16 protein-coding genes are annotated in these 18,070 nt (G+C 49.9%); 9 read left to right on the top strand and 7 right to left on the bottom strand.

The annotated features are described in order from the left end of the window. Positions 1-68 precede the first annotated feature (68 nt). The 6 genes from ACFQ3W_RS18525 to ACFQ3W_RS18500 all read left to right on the top strand — a co-directional run bounded on the left by ACFQ3W_RS18525 (position 69) and on the right by ACFQ3W_RS18500 (position 7,209). Positions 69-539, top strand: a complete 471-nt coding sequence (locus ACFQ3W_RS18525) for a hypothetical protein (RefSeq protein WP_379320717.1) — start codon at positions 69-71, stop codon at positions 537-539. A gap of 86 nt (positions 540-625) precedes the next feature. Next, a complete protein-coding gene (locus ACFQ3W_RS18520; protein WP_379320716.1) occupies positions 626-2,188 on the top strand; it encodes a glycosyltransferase in 1,563 nt (520 codons plus the stop codon). Positions 2,189-2,207: 19 nt separating this feature from the next. Then, the gene (locus ACFQ3W_RS18515) at positions 2,208-4,712 is read left to right on the top strand and encodes a glycosyltransferase (protein ID WP_379320715.1); all 2,505 of its coding nucleotides are present in this window, start codon (positions 2,208-2,210) and stop codon (positions 4,710-4,712) included. Beyond that, positions 4,712-4,984, top strand: a complete 273-nt coding sequence (locus ACFQ3W_RS18510; RefSeq protein ID WP_379320714.1) for a hypothetical protein — start codon at positions 4,712-4,714, stop codon at positions 4,982-4,984. The genes ACFQ3W_RS18515 and ACFQ3W_RS18510 overlap by 1 nt, the downstream gene beginning before the upstream one ends. Continuing rightward, complete coding sequence (locus ACFQ3W_RS18505) at positions 4,981-6,048, top strand: glycosyltransferase family 4 protein (protein WP_379320713.1); 1,068 nt, start codon at positions 4,981-4,983, stop codon at positions 6,046-6,048. Before ACFQ3W_RS18510 ends, ACFQ3W_RS18505 begins: the two co-directional genes overlap by 4 nt. 126 nt (positions 6,049-6,174) lie before the next feature. Next, entirely contained in the window at positions 6,175-7,209 is a 1,035-nt protein-coding gene (locus tag ACFQ3W_RS18500) for a YhcN/YlaJ family sporulation lipoprotein (protein ID WP_379320712.1), read from the top strand. 91 nt (positions 7,210-7,300) lie between these two features. On the opposite strand, the gene nagA is transcribed toward ACFQ3W_RS18500, so the two are convergent. The 3 genes from nagA to ACFQ3W_RS18485 are packed head-to-tail and all read right to left on the bottom strand — an operon-like array spanning position 7,301 to position 10,080. Beyond that, a complete protein-coding gene (gene nagA, locus ACFQ3W_RS18495) occupies positions 7,301-8,488 on the bottom strand; it encodes an N-acetylglucosamine-6-phosphate deacetylase (protein ID WP_379320711.1) in 1,188 nt (395 codons plus the stop codon). Beyond that, a complete protein-coding gene (gene nagB / locus ACFQ3W_RS18490) occupies positions 8,489-9,214 on the bottom strand; it encodes a glucosamine-6-phosphate deaminase (RefSeq protein WP_379320783.1) in 726 nt (241 codons plus the stop codon). Further along, positions 9,214-10,080, bottom strand: coding sequence for a MurR/RpiR family transcriptional regulator (locus tag ACFQ3W_RS18485; protein ID WP_379320782.1), 867 nt, complete (start codon positions 10,078-10,080; stop codon positions 9,214-9,216). Before ACFQ3W_RS18485 ends, nagB begins: the two co-directional genes overlap by 1 nt. 215 nt (positions 10,081-10,295) lie before the next feature. On the opposite strand from ACFQ3W_RS18485, the gene ACFQ3W_RS18480 reads away from it, so the two are divergent. Further along, positions 10,296-10,739, top strand: a complete 444-nt coding sequence (locus tag ACFQ3W_RS18480; protein ID WP_379320710.1) for a MarR family winged helix-turn-helix transcriptional regulator — start codon at positions 10,296-10,298, stop codon at positions 10,737-10,739. Positions 10,740-11,076: 337 nt separating this feature from the next. Here the strand turns inward: ACFQ3W_RS18480 and ACFQ3W_RS18475 are convergent, their stop codons facing one another. The 3 genes from ACFQ3W_RS18475 to efeO are packed head-to-tail and all read right to left on the bottom strand — an operon-like array spanning position 11,077 to position 15,157. After that, positions 11,077-12,897 carry an FTR1 family protein gene (locus ACFQ3W_RS18475; RefSeq protein ID WP_379320709.1) on the bottom strand — a complete coding sequence of 607 codons (1,821 nt, stop codon included), beginning with the start codon at positions 12,895-12,897 and terminating at the stop codon, positions 11,077-11,079. 16 nt (positions 12,898-12,913) lie between these two features. Further along, positions 12,914-14,257: an iron uptake transporter deferrochelatase/peroxidase subunit gene (efeB, locus tag ACFQ3W_RS18470; RefSeq protein ID WP_379320708.1), complete on the bottom strand. Its 1,344-nt coding sequence runs from the start codon at positions 14,255-14,257 to the stop codon at positions 12,914-12,916. Between the two features lie 6 nt (positions 14,258-14,263). After that, a complete protein-coding gene (gene efeO / locus ACFQ3W_RS18465; protein WP_379320707.1) occupies positions 14,264-15,157 on the bottom strand; it encodes an iron uptake system protein EfeO in 894 nt (297 codons plus the stop codon). A gap of 222 nt (positions 15,158-15,379) precedes the next feature. On the opposite strand from efeO, the gene glpK reads away from it, so the two are divergent. Further along, positions 15,380-16,870: a glycerol kinase GlpK gene (glpK, locus tag ACFQ3W_RS18460; RefSeq protein ID WP_379320706.1), complete on the top strand. Its 1,491-nt coding sequence runs from the start codon at positions 15,380-15,382 to the stop codon at positions 16,868-16,870. A 142-nt stretch (positions 16,871-17,012) separates the two neighbouring features. Continuing rightward, entirely contained in the window at positions 17,013-17,237 is a 225-nt protein-coding gene (locus tag ACFQ3W_RS18455; RefSeq protein ID WP_009225122.1) for a helix-turn-helix domain-containing protein, read from the top strand. A gap of 107 nt (positions 17,238-17,344) precedes the next feature. On the opposite strand, the gene ACFQ3W_RS18450 is transcribed toward ACFQ3W_RS18455, so the two are convergent. Continuing rightward, positions 17,345-18,070 (bottom strand): response regulator, encoded by a 726-nt coding sequence (locus ACFQ3W_RS18450; protein ID WP_379320781.1) that lies wholly within the window; start codon positions 18,068-18,070, stop codon positions 17,345-17,347.

Here is an 18,070-nt window from a genome sequence, read left to right as displayed (position 1 = left end):
GAATATACTGTCTAGCGTAACAAGTAAATGATTCGCTAGATTTTGTTGATTTAAAGGAGATGAATAGAATGTTTAGAAAAGAACGACGAGTAAAGGAAAGTGAAACGTTCGAAGCCATGTTGGCTAAAATTCCTCCTGTTTATCATGACATGATCCCGGGATATTTGAGCAATAAGAAAAAAGCTGCTTACCTCCAGGAACAGGAGGAAAGGGGCATTTTTAGAACCAGACCGTTTTTTATGTGGCTCAACAAACCGCCTGGTTCAGGACTATTTACCGGTCCGGGTACGGGACCGGGAACGGGACCCGGAACGGGAAACATTACGGACAATGTGAACCCGTACGTTCCCTTCACCCAGCTCAATACTTTCAAAGATGAATTCAAAGATATGTATTTTCACGAACTGCCTGAGCCTGCAGTATACGATGTAATGGCAAACTATGCTGTCGAGGAAGAAATTGAGCCTGATGAGAACGGTGAAAATAATCAGGCATATAGGTCATTACAGATGCCGAGAGATAGAAAAAAGAGAAGCTAATCTCTTACGACCACCAGACGGTCCGTCTCGTGGTCTTTCTTTAAACCATAGCTCATGTTGCAAGGGAAAAAAGGAGGAGAGCTAGCTTGAACATTTTATTGGCCACTTATTGGCCGTTTCCGCACATTGGAGGAGTATCCACCTATCTTGGCATCCTCCGTACCAGGTTGGAAGAGGTTGGACATCGGGTGGAAATTCTAGCACAGCATCCCGACCTTTTGCAATATTATCTGGTGGGTAACGGCCAGCTTCTGGAGAAGCAAACTTTTCGCACACAAGCGGAAGCAGAAGTGAAGGCCAACTATGAAAGCCGAAATCTTCCGTATAGTCCATGGTTGTTATGGCGGGAGAGCGAGAAATATGCTTTTGAACTGGCCTTTCGTCAAATCTCTCTGCAGAACTATGATCTGGTTCATACGCAGGATATCATCTCTACCTTTGTGTGTCGGCGAGCCAAACCGTCGCATGTTCCTCTTGTCGCGACGATCCACGGCTGTCTGGCTGCGGAATGGATGGCAAATGACGAGATTTTGGTACGGTCTCCGCTGGAGCGGCACTATCTATCGTTGGAGGAATACTTTGGTTCTATGTCTTCCGATTGTCTAATCCTGCCCAGCCAATGGCTATCAGATAAACTCTCTACTTTTGGGATAGAGCATCCGTGCTCTTATATTATTCCATATGGTTTAGACCAGGATATCTATGAAAATTATTTGGTCTCCATAGAACGTCAAGGGCTAACGGTGTCTTCGCTGGAAAAAAAGAGCATCATTATCGCTTGTCCAGCCCGCTTGGTCGCCATCAAAGGGCATGGATATTTGCTGGAGGCGATGAGACTGCTGGCAAAACAACACGAAAATGTTGTTTGCTGGTTGATCGGCGACGGGGTGATGCGTCAGGACTTAGAGCGACAGGTGGAGGAACTGAAGCTGCAAAACCATGTTTATTTTTGGGGCAAACGCCATGATGTGCCGGAGCTGATCGCCAAAGCAGATATCGTTGTACTTCCTTCTCTTCAGGACAATTTGCCATTTTCTATCATTGAAGCTCAAAGCCTCGGCAAACCGGTCGTTTCCAGCTGTATCGGCGGAATCGTGGAAATGGTGGAAGACGGCAGGAACGGCTTCTTAGTGGAACCGGCCAATGCTATTGATTTATTCGAAAAGCTGCTGTTGCTGGTAGAGGATCGCGATTTGCGAAGCAAAATGGCCGTGGCCGCACGGGAGCACGCCTTAGCAGTATGGAACGACAAGGTCATGCTGCGGCAGACTCTTGAGGTATACAAGAAAGCTGTATCCGCGCAGTCGTTTCCGGTGCAGATTCAGGATTTCACCTCGAGCCTGATCGCAGGATATTTGGCTGATGAGGGTGAAATTGCCCAGCCTTCAAGCCCGCTTGCTGCCACATTGTCAGGCAAGATTGCTGACGGGCAGACCGGACGAGCGGCTGCGCATGCCCATATCCACCTTCTTGATATGGCGGGCGTCGTTCTTCTCAGTACAACAAGCGGGCCGGAGGGAACATTTGAAATCCGCAATCTTCAGCAGGGAAATTATGAATTAGGCATATCAGCGATGGCGTTGGGGATGAAGACGTTTAAAATCAGCGTCAATTCATCTGAGCCGATCAAGCTTGACGTCATCATATAAAGGGGGGATTAGCTATTCTATGAGCAACCAACTGCCATTCTATTTACGAGGGCGTCTTGAAGGCGAACGTGAGCATGATAGATTCGGCGATGTGATTCTTTCTGGAGACATTAATGGGGATGGTTTGGATGAATGGATCATATCGGCCAGTACGGCAACTTACATGGAGGATGAGGATGGAGTGAATCCTATCCCCCATTATTACATGGGCAAAGTATATATTTATTCCTACGATTTGAAGCTGATTTACACCTTAAGCGGAGACCACTACGGCGATTGTTTCGGATCAGCGCTGGGGTTAGCGGATATTAACGGTGATGGAAACTTGGAGATTATTATTGGAGCCCCGCGTGCCAGCTCGAGTTCTCTGCTGGAGTGCGGCAAGGTCTTCATATATTCCGGACGAACGGGTCAATTGCTTTCCAAGCTTGAAGGGGATGAGAATTACGCTCGGCTGGGCGCAGCCCTTGCGGTACTGGATTGGAATAGGGACGGAATTCCGGATATAGCTGTCTCCTCACACAACCTGGATCCTAATGGCGCGGATAGGGACGGAAGAGTCACCGTTTTTTCCGGCCGGGACAACTCTATTCTGGAACAATGGAACGGCTCCAGCCAAGAAGGGTTTGGTTTGTCGCTGGCGGCCGGTGATGTAGACGGAAATGGCCAGGATGAGCTGATCATAAGTGCCCCCCGTTTTTCCGACCCCGGGCTGACTCATAATGGACGTGTGCTGGTTTATACGACTGGCAGAGCGGTCTTGTATGAATCAAAAGGAAAACGCAGCTATGATGAGCATGGCAGTAAGTTAGCCGTATTTGACATGGACGAAGACGGCATACCGGACCTTTTGATCGGTTCTCCTAAAGCGGGAGGTGAATACACTCGCGGCGGGGCAGTTACGGTGTTCTCTCTCATTCAAAACAAGATCATTATGGAGAAAGAAGGCTGGTTTGGACTTCAGGAGCTCGGTACCGATCTCCTTCCATACCGCCGAAGCGGAGGGTTGCCGACCGTATTGGCAGGGTCCAGGGTTGGCGCGGTTTACCTGCTTGATCTGAACGGGAAGCTGATTCATGAGTTTAACGGGGATGAAGCGGAAATATTCGGCCAATCCTTGTCCGTCATTTACGGAGAAGAAGAGACGCGAATAGCTGTAGGCGCTGTGTCTGCATTGAACAAAAACTGTTTCTTGGCAGGCGCGGTATATTTTTTGACAACGGCATCTCCTGCCGAGGTTGATCACGAGCCGATCCAGGATATAGAGCTGACTGATTCAGAATCTCTGACTTCATCCTTGCTAACCTCACCTAAAAAAATATTGCTCACCACCTACTGGTATTTACCTCACGTCGGTGGGGTCGATGTTTATGTTCGGCTGCTGAAAAGCGAGTTGGAGCGAAGAGGGCATCATGTCGACGTGCTGGCGCATCATCCAGATATGGCCCATTATTATATGGTGGACGGGGAGAAAATAGTTAATAAATGGAAAATTAAAAGCGTAGTATATGACCAGGTCATTCGCTTCTATCAAAATTATCTGGCCCATGTGGATCCATGGGTCCGCTATCGGGATATTGAGCGCTACTGCTTTGAACTGGCTGCTGTACTGTTTGACTTGGAGCAATACGACATTATTCATACACAGGACATCATATCGACCCGAGCCTTATCGCGAGTAAAGCCGGCTTCGACAGCCTTGGTAGCGACGATCCATGGCCTGCTGGCCAAAGAGCATGTTTTTGCCGGAAATATTGAAAGCAAGGACAGTCTGGCTTGGAAATATGTTGCCGATGAGGAGTACTATGGCTGCGTATCGGCTGATGCAACGATTTTGCCCACCGAATGGCTGCGGAAGGAAATGTCACAGTTTGCGGTACCTTCCGGCTTATTTAACATCATTCCTTATGGATTGGATGTGGATGAATTTACCCGCAGGACTACGCTTCCTTTGGCTCAGCCAGTCGTGAAAAAAGGAAGCTTTATCATATGCTGTCCGGCTCGGCTCGTTCCAGTGAAAGGTCACCATACTTTGATCCGTGCTCTTGGGCGAATCAGTTCGGACATCCACTGGCATTGCTGGCTGTTAGGTGACGGCATTATTCGAACCGAGGTGGAAAATTGGGTTCAGGAGGCCGGCTTGACGGACCGAATCAGCCTGCTTGGTGACCGCAACGATGTGCCTGCATTACTAAAGCAAAGTGATGTTATGGTGCTGCCTTCCCTTCAGGATAATCTGCCGTTTTCGATTATGGAAGCTCAGTTGGCCGGAATTCCGGTAATTGCATCCAATGCTGGAGGCATCCCGGAAATGATCCTGCATGGTAAAACCGGGCTATTGTTCGATACTGAAAATGACCAGCAGTTGGCACAGCAATTAACCCGGATCATTAATGACCCAAATCTGAGAGCGACTTTATCCAAACAAGGTATGGAGTGGGCGAATAAACAGTGGTCTGTAGATACGCTCCTGGAACGAACTCTTTCGGTTTACGATCAAGCGCTAAAGAAGGTGAGAGGCTAATGTTTTCTTTTCAACAATATGACAAGGTGGATACGGTGTTCTGGTCGGAACTGGTGCTAAAGCTGCCGGACAATTATCATTATCCTGACTCTGCTTTTTTACCAATGCAAGATCCATTATTATCTTCTTTCCCATTTATTAAAAATCCCCATACTCTCATTCCAGGTGTTGAGCTGGAGGATGCCGATTTGTGGCAGTCCCTTACCTCCAAGCTGCCTAACAATTATTCCATTCCGGATACAGCCGTAATCAAGCGGCTATGTGAAATATGACAGCCCGTGTCCTGTTCGTTTTTTATGTACCCAGCGGGGGAATGGAGACGGTTAACCGCCAGCGCTGTCAAGCGTTACGAAGACATGGCATTCAGGCGGAATGCCTGTATTATGAATGGGGAGCGGGACTGCAAAACAAGGTGGATTTTCCGGTGTATATTACGAACAGTGATGAGGAGATCCGCCGTATTATTCAAGAAAGAAATTTCGATACGATTGTTGTAACGACCGACCATACCAGTTTTGAACGATTTCGCAGGCTTGGGTACAAAGGGAAGCTAATCCTTGAAATTCAAGGCTACGGGGCGGTAGAAACTGCAGAGAAGCAGCTGCGGGAAGCCGCATCAGCCGTCCATGCTCATGCTTCGGCTTTAATGAATCCGAATACGCCTCATATCGCCGCCTTGTTCAGAAATTATTACAGCACGATTCCTCAGTTTCATTATAATAATTGCTTTGATACGCGTTTTTTTGCCTATCGACCTTCTGGAAGACCTAAATTTCCCATACTTGCCTGGATCGGAAGGATTGAGGACAATAAAAACTGGCGTGAATTTTTGTATATTGCCCATTCTTTACTATTTTATTATGAGAACCTCCAGGTATGGATGTTTGAGGATCATCATTTATCTCGCCCTGATGAAAGAAAGCAATTCGTGCACTTGGCAGAACAGCTTCAATTAACGAAAGCACTGCAGCTTCGTTCTAATGTGCCTAATCAGGATATGGTATCGTATTTCTCACAAATTGGAGATTCCGGAGGGCTGTTTTGCTGCACATCTAAAGTAGAAGGGGCTCCTCTGTCGATTCTGGAAGCGATGAGCTGCCGCTGCCCGGTTCTGGCTAGCAACTCCGATGGAGTGCAATCAAGTGTCATTCATAACGTTACCGGAAAAATATACCCGCTTGGGGACATTGGCCAGGCTGTTCTGGAAGCTCGGGAGCTTATGTATCATTCTTCGTTTAGGGAAGGCATAAGAAAGAGGGCACAGCAGCATGTTCTGAATGAATTTCACCCTGACAAATACTGCCGACAATTTATTGAAATGCTTCGTTCCATTTAATCTCAGCTGTAGTCACGCTCTATATTTCCGACTACGGATGAAGTTCCCTGAATTTCATTTCGGCGAGCGGTGCACTCTAACGCATGTACATCATCAACAATAAATTTATTGGATGGAGGATGACTCATGCGTGGATTGAAAGTACTAAATTTATCGCTATCCGCTGCACTGCTTGTCGGAACGGTGGGGATTGCCGGTTGCGGATATAACCGAGACAATAAGGTTCGGACGCAAAATGTTCGGAATAATACCGCCCGCACTTATGATGTAAACTCACTGACCGACGGTCATCGGATGTTTACGCGCAGTGCCGGACACGGGCATGATGAACGTATTCGTTCGCTTAGATACAGCCGGGCGCTGAGCAATACAGTTGCACAGATGCGTGATGTAAAGACGGCGGATGTTGTTTTGACGGACCGTGACGCTTATGTTGCTGTGACGCTGAACGGTAATTTTACAGGCCGTACCACTAACTTCGGAACTATGCAAACCCCAACAAGCTTTGGCCGTGGAACAACTAATGTCGCCGGCCCTTACGGTGCTGATTATGGAACCCGCGGTGTAGGTGATGACGGGCTGGGTCGTGGCCTTTTGGGCAGAACGGGTATGAACGCTACTGAAAATGCGGCGCTTGACAGCGGGTATACAAGGGGTCTTGGCACAGGTATGAGTAGCCGTTCCGGATCGATGTACCCAAGCAACATGGGACCGAATGTGACCAGAGGTATCGGGACTACTGGAACAGGAACTACGGGAACCGGCACGAATGCCGACATGTTAACCACTGACAACTATAACAGCTACAGCTACAATAACTACAGCGCTTATAAACCGACGATTACCGATTATGTTCCTCAGCATTTGAAAGATAGTATCGAAGCTACAGTAAAAAAATCGGCTCCGCATATCCGTAATGTTTATGTTTCCGGTGATAGAGAATTCGTATCACGAATGGGCACTTACACGATGGGAACTCGTAACGGGGGTACTCTCCACAACGTCATCGATGAATTTCAATTGATGATTCAACGTGTATTCCCGGGACGCACAGGAACGATGACCGGTCCTAATGGTTATACGCCTACGAGTCCGAACACTGGCGCTGGCATGCGTACCGGTGGTACGGGTGGAGGATTTACAGGCGGTACTTCGCGCTAAGTGACTTGACGGGCAACTGCCCGAAAAAGACAAGAACCCTTTCAAAAGATGAAGGGTTCTTGTCATTTAAAAGAAATTGTCCATTTGAAAATTAATTGGATTGACCTTGGAACAAACGACCTTTAACCCAAACACGTTCAAGCTCCAGTTCAGGATCAACCAACAGAAGGTCAGCTTGTTTTCCTGTCTCAACCGCTCCGGTAACATGATCCATGCGAATCAGTTTAGCTGGATTGCCGCTAGCTGCTTCGGAAGCCCGTTCGATGGATAGGCCGACTTCTTTAACGAGATGACGGAAGCCGCGAATCATCGTTAAGGTGCTGCCAGCCAGCGTTCCTTCATTTTCTTTGAGCGTACATACGTTATCCTTCACAACGACCGGCAAATCGCCGAGCATGTAATCCCCGTTACCAAGTCCGGCAGCCGACATCGCATCTGTAATCAGAATCAGGTTGTGGTCTGTCTTCACATTTGCCAGAAGCTGGATCGCAGCACGGTGAACATGAACACCATCCGCAATAATTTCAGCAGAGATACCTGGATTGCTTAAAATGGCTCCAACTGTCCCTGGCTTGCGGTGATGCAGCGGTGTCATGGCATTGTAGCAATGGACGCAGTGATGAAGTCCGAGCTTGGCTGCCTCTGTAATCTCTTCGTAGGTTGCATCCGTATGTCCGGCTGCCGCAACAATACCTTTTTTACGTAAATATCGAATCAGTTCTTCCGAGCCTTCACGTTCCGGAGCAAATGTAACCTGCTTGATCAAGCCAGGGAAACGCTCCTCCCATTCTTCCACCCATTCGCGGTTAGGCAATACGATATGAGTCGGGTTTTGGGCTCCAGGCCATTTCGGGCTAATAAACGGTCCTTCCAGATGGACGCCGACGAGCTGCGCGTAAGGCATATCGTTTTGCGTATAACGGTAAACCTCATCCAACACTCCATCCAGCACCGGTTTTGGAAGCGTCATTGTGGTGGCTAGCATTGATGTTGTGCCCTGGCTGCAGTGAAGCTTGGTAATGGCGTCGAGCCCCTTTTTGCTAGGGGAGGAGAAGTCCTCCAGCATGGCGCCATGCACATGGACATCGATAAAGCCAGGGAGCACATAGCTGCCCTTCGCATCGATGGTTTCAAAACCCGCCGGGATTTCCGCTAAAGCCCCAGCTGATGATCCGACGTAAGCCAAAACGCCATCTTCTACAATGACCGCACCGTCATGAATGATTCCCTTCGGCGTTACGACTTCGGCGTGAACAATACTAAAATTTTTGTCGTTCATTTATATCCATCTCCCTGCGGCTTGATCCACTACGACAACGACATTCGAGTGGGTTTGGAGAAAAGAAGCCGGACATTTCGTTGTAATCGGTCCTTTTAACGCTGTAGCGATAATATCCGCCTTGTCCTCTCCTTTAGCCATGAGTAAAATTTGCTTTGCTTTCAGAATGGAACCGATCCCCATTGTAATTGCGTGTGTCGGTACTTCTTCAATGGAATTGAAAAATCGTGCATTCGCCTCCCGGGTCCGCTCGTCAAGCTTCACGATATGCGGCGGTCCCTGCAGGACATCGCTCGGTTCATTGAATCCGACATGGCCGTTATGTCCCAGCCCCAGAAGCTGAAGATCAATTTGACCAGCTTCATCAAGCAGGCGTGCGTAGTCCTCGGCAGCTTTCTGGGGGTCAGCTTCAATGCCGGATGGTACATGTGTGTTCTCGGGCAAAATATCGACATGATTGAACAGTTTTTCATTCATGAACCAGCGGTAGCTTTCTGGGTGATTCGCCGGCAAACCGATGTATTCGTCAAGATTGTAGGTACTGGCTTGCTTGAAGCTAACGCTGCCTTCGCGGTAGAGCTCGATCAGTTTCTCATAGACGCCCACCGGAGTACTGCCTGTAGCAAGTCCGAGAATAGCTCTAGGGTTGGATTGTAGTAAGCTTGCGATAATTCCTGCACCGGTTTCATTAAATTGCTGCTCGCTGGTTGTTTTGATAATGTTCATCATGAATTTTGCCCTCCCTGTGGTTTGCGATAGATTTGGACATTTTGGTACGAGCTTTCCAGCTTGGGAATGTAGTCTTCAAATTCCATGCTGACCATTCCCGTAAATAAAATATCGATGACATGCAGTTGAGCGATCCGTGAAGCCATATCGCCCCGGCGCATACCTTCCTCCAAAGAGGAGGAGAATAACGGTATATCTGCAAGTGTGGCCAGACGGCTGCTGCCGTATTGGGTCAGCGATAAGGTTATGGCGCCGCTATCTTTGGCGCAGCGCAGCGCGTCGATCGTTTCCGGAGTTTCCCCGGAGTAGGAAATCGCCAGCGCTACATCCTCTTTGCTCAGCGTCGAAGCGGAGGTTATCTGCATATGCGTATCGGCAAAGGCGGTACAATTTTTACCGATGCGAATCAGCTTTTGATAGAAGTCCTGAGCGACGATGGAGGAGGTTCCTACACCGTACAGATCGATGCGCTTGGCGCGGCACAACGCCTTGACCGCTTTTTCAAGCAGGTTCATATCCAGCATTCGGGTCGTATCGGTAATGGAAGCCAGATGATTCGCCTCCATGGCCTCCACGATTTTTTGTAGGTCGTTGCCGGCAATGATGTCCTGGTAGTGATTATCAGAGGGTTTATGCGCAAGTTCGCTGGCCAACTTCATTTTGAAATCCGGAAAGCCTTTAAAATGGAACGTTTTGCAAAACCGCGTTACCGTGGAAGGACTTATGCCGCACGTATTGGCCAGCTCGGTAATCCCCAAATGGATGACCGAGGAAGGCGATTCTAGAATAAACTCTCCAAGTCTGCGCTCTTGCGGCGGCAGTGTATCCAAATGGCTGGAGAGCGCATGTAGTATAGGAGTCACCATGGCCGTCTCCTCTCGATAACAAATGATAGTGAAAATTATTTCTAAAAATTTAGTGCATATGATGAAAATAATTTCGACTTCATATTATCGGATTTTCCCACCATTTGCAAGAGGAAAAAGTGTCACACCATGATAGATTCCTTGTATTTTTGGGGAGGGAATAATACACTGAGTTTATGTCTATCTTTTGGGGAGAGGGAAGTAGGTGTGTTGTGAATCCGAATCTTGATCAATATATAGAACGGATTGAAGTGGCATGGTCCAGTACGTTTCGGAAAATGAAAAGCGAGCTGATGCACCATCAGGAGCTTGGTCTTACAGGGCCGCAGTTTCATATGCTGGCGATTATTGCGCGCCATAAAGAGTGCAATGTCAGCTTTCTCGCTGAGAAGCTGGAGGTGAAGCCCAGCGCGATTACCGTTATGATCGACCGGCTGGTTCAGCATGGCTACGTAGAGCGGCGGCATGACGAACAGGACCGGAGAGCTGTGCTGATCACTGTTACGGAACGGGGGGCACAGGTACATGAAGAGGCGGTTCAAAAATCACGCACCGTTCTCAAATCGTATCTGGCTTTGCTGGAGCCTGAAGAACTTGATGTGCTCGTGAGTATCTTCGAGAAATTTGCAGGTGCGGAGCGGCCTGCGAGCCAGTAGACTTCCTTTTATTACACCGATGATCGTTTAAGAGTAACGGCTTGGGGATTAATTGCATTTTATACAGTTAAACCTTGTCATTAGGGGAGTCTTAGGAATCTAGTTGTAAAAAGTGCATTTAAAGCGGAGGGAATTGCCTCTTCTGCCCGGTTTGGCCTCATTTAGATGCAGGTTTTGCAGCTAAACTTCAAAAGTTGGCATATCGCTCGAAAATAGCTGTACTAAATGCATTTAGTGGTGTGAACTCACGCGACAACAGTATCTAGTTGTGTGCAAAAAGACCTGGCGGTGATTTTCCGCCAGGTCTTTCTTACGATATAGACAGAATCAGGTCATATTACATATTTTCCGTCGCTAAGGGTTTCGTTTTCCGCCGTTCTGTTGCCATCAGCCGCCAAATGACAAATAGCAGCAGGAGGCATTGAGGCAGGAACGTTTCCCAGGTCGGATAAGCACCGATCCAGCCAGCCGTCGGCAACCAGCCTTCGGTGTGGGCGGGTAGCGCTCCGGCTACCTGCAGAGCGTGAATGCTCTCGCCTAGGAAACGGATGACGAGATAATAGATAAATACGGTTGCCGTGAGCATAAACGGCCGGATCGGCAGCTTCACACTAAACCGGATCATCAGAAAACCGAGCACGGTGAGGGCTAATATCGCTCCCAGCATTCCCGTGATTAGCTGCATCGGCTCCATCGACGGGGCCATCCCGATATAGAAAACGGCGGTTTCCGCGCCTTCACGCAGGATAGCTAGCCCGGACAAAATAAACAGTGACCACATGCTCCCGCGTTCCAGTGCTCCGCCAACCTGCTTCGCTACGTAGTGGTTCCAGGCTTGAATGCTGGAGCGGCTGTGCAAAAAGTGCCCTACCGCCAGCATCATGACAACGGCGAGCAGGCCGATAATTCCTTCAAACAGCTCGCGCGCGCCGCCGGAAACGGCCTGCGAAACGGTGTAGGTAAGCAGCACTGCCAGCACGATCGATAGCAGAAGGCCCGAACCAGCCCCGGTCCAAATATATCGCTGGGCGGATTTCTGCTGTGCTCGTTTGGCAAAGGCCAGCAGGGCGGCCACGACGAGAATGGCTTCCAAACCCTCTCGCAGCAGAACGAGCGCCGCATCCCAGGCAGTATATGTTTGTTTGTTCGCGAGAGGGGCAAGGTCGCTCAGCATTTGGCCTATAATCAGTCTCGCCTTAGCCAGGTCCGGCGGACTTGACAGAAGGTAGCTTTGCGCTTCGCTCATCCGGTTTTCGGTGGCCGTGTAAATCGAACTCGAGGTGACGGAAACCTCGCCTTCGACCGTCGGCCACATCACAATAAAAGCCTGCATTTGGTCCGCCGCTTGACTGGCATTTTGCTCTTCGGCAGCTTCATCCGCCTCCCGAAGCAAAGCCAGCGCGTCCTTCAAGCTGGCTTTTCCCTCATTGGCAGCGGAGCCGGAAGAAGCATCGTCAAGCTTGCCTTCCGTATAGTTTTGGAGCAGAGTGATGAGTTTGTTCAGTTCATCGATCGCTTGCTTTTGTTTGGCAGGCTCTGCCTGAAGCGCGATGCGGATCAGACTCATATGTGTTTCAATATCACTGTATACGCCAAAATGTCCGCCGCGGATCGGACCCTCCATCTCGCCCCATTGGTTTAGAATCTCCTTGTAGCGCGACTTCGCTTCCTCCAGCTTGCCTGCATTCAATGGAGTTAGCGTCTCGTTCACCATCTTAAGCAGCTGGCCAGCCGCATCCTTGCCGGAAGCGGATGCTTCCGATTGCTCCGAACTCTGCTCGGTAAACGTATTTACCTGCTTAGCCAGCGAAGACAGCTGCTCTTTGGCTTCCTCTGCATCCTTTGCTCCGACAGCTTCTTTAGCCGCCTTTAGTGTGTTGGCAATCTCCTCAGCTGTTTCGCCCGAAGGAGCAGGTTCGAGTTTATTCCAAAGGTTTTCGAACTCGGTTAATTCGGCGGATGCTTTTTCCCAGCCTCCGGCCCCCGCTTCAACGAGGGCTCCTCCCACGAGCGGAAGCAGGGAATCTAAACCGGCGGACGTATTTTTCTCATCAGCGGCCATAGCGGGGGAAACCCCGATGAGCAGCAGCATACAGCATAACAGAATGACTGTGCCTTGCAGCATGCGATGAGTGGACTTTTTCACTGGATGTATCATCCCGGTATCTCCTTTCTTAGAAAAGCGTTTCCCCGATATATCCGCCTTTGGTGGTACCAGGGAAACAAGCAAAGAGGGCGCTGCCGATGTGAACGGTATATTCGTTTAATTTATCGCTCTTCGCGAGTATCCGCTGCATCGGAATAAATTGCTTCTGCAGGTTCCGGTTAAAGCAGATAAATATAAGACCAGCATCGATCTGCCCGGTTTTGGTATCCATACCGGCGCTATAGGAATAGGCCCGACGCAAAATTTTCACCTTGCCGTCCATATGAGCAAGCCGGGAATGGGAGTTCATCGGGAGCGTCGGCTGTCCGGATGAATCCTTGGCGTTTAAATCAAGCGGAGCAAATTCGTCCTTGAGTCCAAGCGGAGCGCCCGAGTCACGGTGACGGCCAAACGTCTGCTCCTGATCTGCGAGAGATGAGCGGTCCCATACCTCAATGCGCATTCGAATCCGGCGGACGACCTGGTAGCTGCCGCCACGCATCCAATCCGCTCCGTCTTGGGGCTGAACCCAGACGGATTCGTTCATGTCCCCGGTATCCGTAGTGTCCGGATTTCCGGTGCCGTCCTTGAAGCCGAGCAGGTTGCGTGGCGTTCCGCCCGCCGGGTCAGCTGGCCCAGTGCGCTGAAAGCCTTCCTGCATCCAGCGTAGAACAGCGGTGCCGCGCCCGATCCGCACCAGATTACGGATTGCGTGAAACGCCACCTGCATATCGTCGGCGCATACCTGCACGCTGATGTCGCCACCGCACCACTCGGGCAGCAGAGCATCGCCGTGGAAAGCCGGCAAGTCGCCAAAGGACGCCGGCCGCTTCCCGGACAAGCCGAAACGGCTGTCGAAAAAGGAAGGACCCACGCCAAACGTCAGAGTCACCCTGGATGGAGAAAGACCTGCCGCCTCACCGGTATCGGAAGGGGGCAGGTTAAGATGATTGTTGGTATCGCCGATCATCACACCTTCGGCCATAACTGCGGCGGCCTCGGTCCACGCCTGAAACAGCTTACGCACGTCTGCTAGCGAGCGCGTTGTCAGATCGAATGACGCAATGTAAAGAAAATTTTGTGTAGGAGTAATGATTCCACTTTGGTGCTGGCCATAGAAAGGCGCCCGGCTACCTGCGGGGGAACTCGTCTTTCTCACCGTATGATTTAACGTTTCCTTGGCCGCCATCACTCCGTAAGCGCCCCCGCCTCCCAGTAGCAGGCCGAGCCCGCCAGCACCGGCAATTTTGAGCACATCCCGGCGACTAAGCTGCTTATCGAAAAGTCCAGCTTCTTTTTCCGATTTGGCCCTCGGCTCAGCGTTTCCATTTTCACCTTGATTGGTTTGTTGGTTCATTTCTGTCTTGCGCATTCCTGTTTACACTCCCAGCAACTTGCCCATATTGGATAATGGCTCGGCCAGGGCATCCAAATTTTGGCTTAAGGTACGAATATCGTTATCCTTAAGCTTGTCATAGGTCTCGTAACCTTCACCTTTCTTGAAAGGAGCGAGCTCCTTTTCAAGCGCGGCAAATCGGTCCGCAATCTGCTTGCTCAAATCGGCGTCTTTCTTGGTAAGCTGAGGCGCCAGCAGCTCATATATTTTCTTCGCGCCCTCTACATTGGCGGCGAAATCATACAAATCCGTATGGGAATAACGTTCCTCTTCCCCGGTTACTTTGGAGGAGGATACTTCATTTAACAGTTCAACAGCACCTGTTACGAGGAGAGATGCCTGAATGTCCACCGTTTCTACCTTGGCCCGAAGCAGCTTGGCATCACTAAGCAGGCGGTCGGCAAATTCCTTTTGCCCTTTGGTGGTTTTATCCTCCCATAGTGCTTTTTCTATCCGATGAAACCCGCGCCATTCTGCTGCATCCACGTCGCCGTCGCGAGCGTCAATGTTAGGGTCCAAATCTCCCAGCGCCTCGGCAATCGGTTCAATACGTTCATAATGCATGCGGGCTGGAGCATATAACGATTTGGCGTTTTCGATATCGCCCTTGTTTACGGCCTCCACAAATTTACCGGTTTCCGTGACGAATGCATCACACTCTTGAATGACGTATTCGCGGTATTGGTCCACGGCCTGCTGGAAATCGGCCTTTTGATTTGCGGTATTGCCGCTGCTGGAGCTGTTCATTTTTACAGCCGTATTTCCGCTAGCCTGAGCCGGCGTCGCTCCTTTGCCTGCTTGCTCGTTCGCGCCGCAGCCCGATAACAATAACGCTGCCGACAAAACAGCTGTTGGTACCGTGTAACGAAATTTCATAGAATAAGTGCACCCCTTCGAACTATACATAGAATTAGGTCCTGCTATAATTAGGTTTTAATGATAATGATTATCACTGTCATTGAACATCATAAGCGTATGCTGTTGAGACGTCAACAAAAAATAGCAATAATTAGTTTCTGGAGATGGCATCGCCGGTTCTATCGAGTTATGATTAAGAAGTGTTGTAAGCGTTATTTTGGATAGAATTGAGGGATACGTATGGAAAAATACATATTGGCACTGGATCAAGGAACGACGAGTTCCAGAGCGATATTGTTCAATAAGGAAGGCGCTATCGTACATTCGGCACAGCGGGAGTTCCCGCAATACTTTCCGGAGCCGGGCTGGGTGGAGCAGAATCCGAATGAGATTTGGGGCTCGATCCTTTCGGTTATAGCGTCCTGTTTGTCCGACTCAGGCATAAAGCCGAAGCAAATCGCTGGCATCGGAATTACGAATCAACGGGAAACGACGGTGGTATGGGATAAAGAAACCGGGTACCCGATACATAATGCGATCGTTTGGCAGTCCCGCCAGACGGCGCTCATTTGCGAGGAGCTGCGGGCGTCCGGGCACGATGAGACATTTCGGACAAAGACGGGGCTCTTAATCGATCCTTACTTTTCCGGGACGAAGGTCAAATGGATTCTGGATCATGTGGAAGGTGCCCGGGAGCGGGCTAAGAAAGGAGAACTGCTCTTTGGCACGATTGATACATGGCTAATCTGGAAGCTGTCGGGCGGTCGTTTGCATGTGACGGATTATTCCAACGCCTCGCGTACGCTCATGTACAACATTCATAAGCTGGAATGGGATGACGAACTGCTTAAGCTGTTGGACGTACCGAAGGCAATGCTGCCCGAAGTGCGCTCCTCCTCGGAGGTTTACGGGACGACGATTCCGTACCATTTCTTCGGTGAAGAGGTGCCGATAGCCGGGGCGGCCGGGGATCAGCAGTCCGCGCTGTTCGGGCAGGCCTGCTATGAGCCGGGAACGGTCAAGACGACGTATGGAACCGGCTGCTTTATGCTGATGAATACAGGCGAGAAGCCGGTAGCTTCCGAGCATGGGCTAATTACTTCGATAGCTTGGGGAATAAACGGGAAAGTGGAATATGCGCTTGAAGGCAGCATTTTCGTATCGGGGTCGGCGATTCAATGGTTGCGCGACGGGCTTCGCATGTTCCGGGATGCCAAAGATAGTGAAGCATACGCCTCGCGTGTCACCTCGACGGATGGGGTTTATGTGGTTCCTGCATTCGTTGGTCTTGGCAGCCCTTACTGGGACAGTGAGGTCCGGGGGGCGGTGTTCGGCTTGACGAGAGGCACGTCGAAGGAGCATTTCATTCGCGCTACTTTGGAATCTATGGCCTACCAGACGAAGGACATCCTTGGCGCGATGGAGCGTGACTCCGGGTACGCGGTGCATTCGATGCAGGTTGATGGCGGAGCTGTTTCCAACAGCTTTCTGATGAAGTTTCAAAGCGACATCCTCGGGGTTCCGGTAGAGCGCCCGGTCGTACGGGAAACAACTGCTCTTGGGGCAGCCTATTTGGCAGGTCTGGCCGTAGGCTATTGGAGCGGCCTGGATGAAATTAAGCACTGCAAACAGCTTGATCGACGCTTTGAGCCTTCTATGTCTGCGGAAACGAGGGAAGCGCTGTATAGTGGCTGGATTAAAGCGGTATATGCAGCTATGGCTTTTAAATAAAAAGGCTTAATAGCCATATCAAAACGAATCGCCCATTTTCCTGCGGCACCGCACCATTGAAGCTGCTCCTTCATAATATGTGTTGACTGTATCCCTTAACCTTGTTAAACCACAAAACCCGAGCAAGGAGGGGTGACGCATTTTGAAAAGCAGCGATCGTAACAGCAAATTTCTGTTAACTCATCGTGAACGAGAGGTCTTTGAGCTTCTCGTGCAGGATAAAACGACGCGCGACATTGCGGGACAGCTGTTTATCAGCGAGAAAACCGTGCGTAATCATATCTCGAATGTTATGCAGAAACTGAACGTCAAAGGTCGTGCGCAGGCGGTTGTCGAGCTGATCAAGCTTGGGGAGCTGAAAATCTGACGGTAATCTAAGGCATTTGCGTAGAAAACCGTAAACCTTCTTTTTCATCCCGAACGAATGGGGAGAAAGAGGAGGTTTTTTTGTGTTGGCTTCGCCCTTGCACCGGCTTAGCGCGGAGGCAGGGGTAGATTTTTATCCTTCCGCTGGGATAAAATCTCCGGAATGTGAAGATCCCTTAGCACGTCTACGACCTCCTGAATGTAGCTCTTGTTAAACTTTTTCAGGATGCTGTTGATTTGTGTCTTGAGCGTGGAAAATTCCACGTGCCGCATGCTGCAAATTTCCTTCCGGCTGTATCCCTTCATCAGCTGCTCAAGAACCTCCAGCTCGGTGGGGGTAAGCTGTGTTAAGGTGTAGAAGTTATGAATCAGGCTGTCCTCGGAGGATTTGATCCGCTTGAATTCCCGCGTGATTCTTCCCGCAATATTGGCGTGCAGGGATGGGGTTCCATAATAAGCGTCTATGATGGAGCTGGCGATCGCTTGAGGCGGCATATTTTTGAGCAAATAGTTCGTCACACCAAGTTCGAAAGCCTTAAACACCGTTTCGTCTGTTTCATCGACCGTTAGCACGACGATTTTAATGTTCGGCATATAGGATAAAATCTCCGAGGTTGCCCGCAGCCCGGCTTGCTTATCCTCCAGCTCGATGTCCATCAAAATAACATCCGGTTTGTATAAGGCCGCCAGCATCGTGGCTTCGTACCCGGTGGAGGCAATGCCGACCATATTGAACTCCGATCTTTTTCCCAGAATCATTTCGTATCGCTTCGCAATCAGGTTGTCATCTTCCACAATCAATACCTTAATGCAAAGGTCGTTTTCCGGTTCCAT

It is taken from the genome of Paenibacillus puldeungensis (assembly GCF_042678945.1).
GTDB classification, from domain to species: domain Bacteria; phylum Bacillota; class Bacilli; order Paenibacillales; family Paenibacillaceae; genus Fontibacillus; species Fontibacillus puldeungensis.
This window is presented reverse-complemented; position numbering and strand designations above follow the sequence as displayed.

What these genes read in the sequence shown, in the direction of transcription:
- ACFQ3W_RS18450 (WP_379320781.1), bottom strand. Translation starts at nt 18,070, where the DNA reads ATGGAACCGGAAAACGACCTTTGCATTAAGGTATTGATTGTGGAAGAT.
- nagB (WP_379320783.1), bottom strand. Translation starts at nt 9,214, where the DNA reads ATGAACATTATCAAAACAACCAGCGAGCAGCAATTTAATGAAACCGGT.
- nagA (WP_379320711.1), bottom strand. Translation starts at nt 8,488, where the DNA reads ATGAACGACAAAAATTTTAGTATTGTTCACGCCGAAGTCGTAACGCCG.
- ACFQ3W_RS18515 (WP_379320715.1), top strand. Translation starts at nt 2,208, where the DNA reads ATGAGCAACCAACTGCCATTCTATTTACGAGGGCGTCTTGAAGGCGAA.
- ACFQ3W_RS18510 (WP_379320714.1), top strand. Translation starts at nt 4,712, where the DNA reads ATGTTTTCTTTTCAACAATATGACAAGGTGGATACGGTGTTCTGGTCG.
- ACFQ3W_RS18505 (WP_379320713.1), top strand. Translation starts at nt 4,981, where the DNA reads ATGACAGCCCGTGTCCTGTTCGTTTTTTATGTACCCAGCGGGGGAATG.
- ACFQ3W_RS18475 (WP_379320709.1), bottom strand. Translation starts at nt 12,897, where the DNA reads ATGATACATCCAGTGAAAAAGTCCACTCATCGCATGCTGCAAGGCACA.
- ACFQ3W_RS18500 (WP_379320712.1), top strand. Translation starts at nt 6,175, where the DNA reads ATGCGTGGATTGAAAGTACTAAATTTATCGCTATCCGCTGCACTGCTT.
- glpK (WP_379320706.1), top strand. Translation starts at nt 15,380, where the DNA reads ATGGAAAAATACATATTGGCACTGGATCAAGGAACGACGAGTTCCAGA.
- efeB (WP_379320708.1), bottom strand. Translation starts at nt 14,257, where the DNA reads ATGCGCAAGACAGAAATGAACCAACAAACCAATCAAGGTGAAAATGGA.
- ACFQ3W_RS18525 (WP_379320717.1), top strand. Translation starts at nt 69, where the DNA reads ATGTTTAGAAAAGAACGACGAGTAAAGGAAAGTGAAACGTTCGAAGCC.
- efeO (WP_379320707.1), bottom strand. Translation starts at nt 15,157, where the DNA reads ATGAAATTTCGTTACACGGTACCAACAGCTGTTTTGTCGGCAGCGTTA.